Below are 4074 nucleotides of genomic sequence, written 5' to 3' on the forward strand. Positions count from 1 at the left end.
AGGTGAAGCGGGAGGACACGGACAGCGTTAACGCGCCGTATGCGACCCTCGCCGGCGGCACGGCCGTCATCACTCAGGGGGATAAGACGTATCGGGGGGGCGAAGACTTCGACCTCATCGCGTCCACGGGAGGGACGACCCTCGTGCGGTGGCGCCGCGAGGCGGCCTGGAACGCGCCCAAACTCGGCGTTCCGTACACGCTCACCGTCTCCGGGCTGGAGGGAGGGGACAAGACCTTCAGTACGAGTCGCATCAACACGGATTCGCTCAACATGAAGGGCCACGGGTTCTCCACGGCGACCGGCACAGTGACGAGGGTGGAATACGGCTCCTTGTTCAGAAACCTGGACCCGGACACAGGCCATGCCCTCTCTGGCCCCACGGACGGGACCCTGGAGGTCGGTTACGACAATTTGACGGGTAAGTTCACCTGGACTCAGACCTCTGCGCCCACGCCGCGGACCGGGCTCCCCGAGCACGGCAAAGAGCTCACGGTCAACTACAAGCGTCGGGCGAACACCTTCGAGCTGTCCGACAACGGGTCGGGGCTCCTGAGCGCCCTGGGGCTGGACCTGAAGGACGCGGAGCACTTCACGGAGGCGCAGGACGCCGTCATGCTGCTGGACGGGAACAAGGTGACGCGCTCCTCCAACGACATCGGCGCGGACTATGGCAACGAGCTGATCAAGGGCATGACCCTCAGGCTGAAGGGCGTCGGCAAGGTGTCGATGGACGTGGAACAAGACGCGGAGAAGGCGGTCAAGGCCATCGAGAGCTTCGTGGCGAGCTACAACGACCTGATGGGCTGGATCAACACGCGCTCTTCCGAGAAGGAGCTGGACAAATCCGCCAAGGCCACGGTGAACGCCAACGACTTCCGCATGAGATGGGGCGCACTCTACGGCAACTCGCTCCTGCGCGACTGCAAGAGCCGCCTGCGCACCATCGTTTCCCAGGACTACACCTTCACCTTCAAGGAACGGAAGAGCGCGGACGCCCTCTATGGCACGATGGCCCGGAATGGGCTGGCCGGTGAGACGACCCTGCGCGTGAAGGTGGGGGACCGCTCTGCCGATATCCCCGTGAAGCCGGAGGACACCCTGGAGACCATCGCGGAGAGGATCAACGACACCTCGAAGGGAGGGGTGGCGGCGGCCCTGCACTACGACGACGATGGGAAGGCGAAGGACTACGTCAGGGCCTCGGTGGACGGCAATCGGCTTGTGGTCCGGGCGGCCGACAAGACGGAGGTTTCCCTCTCCGGCCAGGCCGCCATGAAGGCCCTCAAGCTGGACTACACCTACAGGGGCGCCTACCAGCTGGGGCTCAAGACGACGAAGGACGACTACGGCAAGAGCGGCAAGCTGGAGTTCGATTCCAAGGCCTTCATGAAGGCCATGACGAGGAACTCCGAGGAGGTCCAGCAGTTGATGGTGTCCTTTGCGGGCGAGATGGACACCTACTGCAAGTCGATGCTGAGGTCCTCCGCGGGAGGGACCTCCGGGACGCTGACCCGCGAGATCGGGGACCTCACCAAACAGATCAGTGACATCGACAAGGACCTGGAGAAGTTCCAGAAGCGCCTGGCGGAGAAGCAGGAGGCCCTGCGCAGGCGGTACGCCGGCGCAGAGAACCGGATCGCCAAGCTGTCGCAGCAGGCCAACACCCTCAACAACATCATTGGGATGATGCAGCAGAACAACAGGGGTTCGGGATCGCAGGCCTCGTAGTCCGGCCCGCCGCAGGGTCCGGATGGCGCAGAAGACGGCACCGCGGCATGGAGGCTCTCCATGCCGCGTTTTTTATGCCTCGGACGGCGGACCTCAAGCCCTCCGCGCTATGTTATCATTATGTGCGGACGGCGCGGAAGAACCGACGTCCTGCGGAGGTGCTTTTGTCTTGAAGGAGTTGGAGCGCGGGGGCGGGCACTATTTCGACGAGATCGTGGAGATCATCGAGCGGCTGCGCGCGCCGGGCGGCTGCCCCTGGGACCGGAAGCAGACCATGGAGAGCCTGCGGTCCTGCATCACGGAGGAGGCCTACGAGCTGGCGGACGCCATCACGCGGCGCGATATGGCGGGCGTGAAGGAGGAGGCGGGGGACCTGCTGCTCCAGGTGGTGTTCATCGCCTCTTTGGCGCGGGAGGCCGGAGCCTTCGACATGAGGGATGTGGTCCGGGGAATATGCGACAAGCTGATCCGCCGCCACCCCCACGTCTTCGGCACGGAGGAGGCCCGCGACAGCGACGCGGTGCTGCGCAACTGGGAGCGCATCAAGGCCGAGGAACGGCAGGAGAAGCACCAGGACCTCTCCATCCTGGCGGGAGTGCCGGAGGGCCTGCCGCCCCTGCTCAAGGCCAGCCGCCTACAGGGCAAGGCCGCCCACGTGGGCTTCGACTGGCCCGATGGCGACGCGGCCCCTCTCTTCGCCAAGCTGGACGAGGAGCTGGATGAGCTGTGGGAGGCCGCGAGCCGAGGGGACTCCCGGGACGTGGAGGAGGAGCTGGGGGACGTGCTGTTCATGACCGTCAACCTGGCGCGCCGACTGAAGGTGGACCCGGATGCGGCGCTGTCCCGCGTCTGCGCCAAGTTCAAGGACCGCTTTCAGCTGATGGAGCGCATGGCCGCCGGGGAGGGGCGGGCGATGTCCGACCGCTCGCTGGCGGAGCTGGACGCCCTGTGGGACCGCGCCAAGGAGCGCCTGCTCCACGAGGGAGAGCGGGGTCGCGGGTCGGCGTCCCCGCGGTGACGCCCCGCGGGTTTTTCTATCGGGTACGGAACGGCGGCGGATTGTCGAGGGCCGCTTTCTTAAAAGACTTAGTAATCGACATAATCGGCGTGGCGCGGGGCGCCGCGGACAGAGCACGGAGGTTTGCGATGGGTGAGGCAAGAAGGGTTCGCATCACGGAGACGGTGCTGAGGGACGCACATCAATCCCTCATCGCCACGAGGATGAGCACGAAGGACATGCTGCCCGTCCTGGAGAGGATGGACGAGGCGGGCTACTGGGCCCTTGAGATGTGGGGGGGCGCGACGTTCGACAGCTGCATGCGCTTCCTGGACGAGGACCCCTGGGACCGCCTGCGCCTGATCCGGTCCCGAATCAAGAGGACGAAGCTGCAGATGCTCCTGCGTGGCCAGAACCTGGTGGGCTACCGTCACTACGCGGACGACGTGGCGCGGGAGTTCGTCAAGCGCGCCGTGGGCAACGGCATCGACATCGTCCGCATCTTCGACGCGCTGAACGACCTGCGCAACGTGGAGACGACGGCGGACCAGGTGAAGAAGGAGGGGGCGCACCTCCAGCTCTGCATCTCCTACACCCTGTCCCCAGTCCACACCCTGGAGGCCTTCGCGGAGATGGCCCAGAGGATGGCGGAGATGGGGGCGGACTCCATCGCCATCAAGGACATGGCGGGCCTGTTGAGCCCCGTGGACTGCGCGAAGCTGGTCCGGGCCATCAAGGAGCGGGTGAGCCTGCCCATCGAGATCCACAGCCACTCCACGACGGGCCTCGCGTCCATGACGTACTACGCGGGGCTGGAGGCGGGCGCGGACATCGTGGATACGGCGATCTCGCCCTTCTCTCTGGGCACCAGCCAGCCCCCCACGGAGTCCATGGTGGCGGCGCTGGCGGGCGGGGAGCTGGATACGGGCATCGACCTCGAGAAGCTGCTCCCCGTGTGCGAGCACTTCAAGAAGGTCCGGGAGAAGTACAAGGCCCTCCTGCCGGCCGTGGCGGGCGTCAACATCAACATCCTGCGTTACCAGATTCCGGGCGGCATGTACTCCAACCTCGTGAACCAGCTGAAGGAGCAGAACGCGCTGGACAAGCTGGAGGACGTGCTGAAGGAGGTGCCGGTGGTGCGCAAGGCCATGGGCTACCCGCCCCTCGTGACGCCCAGCAGCCAGATGGTGGGCACCCAGGCGACGCTGAACGTCCTGACGGGTCAGCGCTGGAAGGTGATCCCCAAGGAGATCCGCCTGTACTTCCAGGGCTACTACGGCCAGCCGCCGGCGCCGGTGGACCCGGAGGTCCGGAAGATCGCCATCGGCGACGAGGAGCCCATCACCT

The 4074-nt window shown here is 65.8% G+C and carries 3 protein-coding genes; all 3 read left to right on the forward strand.

Translation table 11 applies throughout. The features are described from left to right. A partial coding sequence (gene fliD / locus SY1_RS09100) for a flagellar filament capping protein FliD (RefSeq protein WP_208873539.1) occupies positions 1-1730 on the forward strand: 1730 nt, incomplete at its 5' end. Between the two features lie 169 nt (positions 1731-1899). Next, a complete protein-coding gene (mazG, locus tag SY1_RS09105; protein WP_243440651.1) occupies positions 1900-2748 on the forward strand; it encodes a nucleoside triphosphate pyrophosphohydrolase in 849 nt (282 codons plus the stop codon). 128 nt (positions 2749-2876) lie between these two features. Further along, positions 2877-4074, forward strand: a 1198-nt coding sequence (locus tag SY1_RS09110) for a pyruvate carboxylase subunit B (RefSeq protein WP_208873542.1), incomplete at its 3' end; no start/stop codon positions are given.

Origin of the sequence: Fretibacterium fastidiosum (assembly GCF_000210715.1) — a bacterium.
Lineage (GTDB): Bacteria > Synergistota > Synergistia > Synergistales > Aminobacteriaceae > Fretibacterium > Fretibacterium fastidiosum.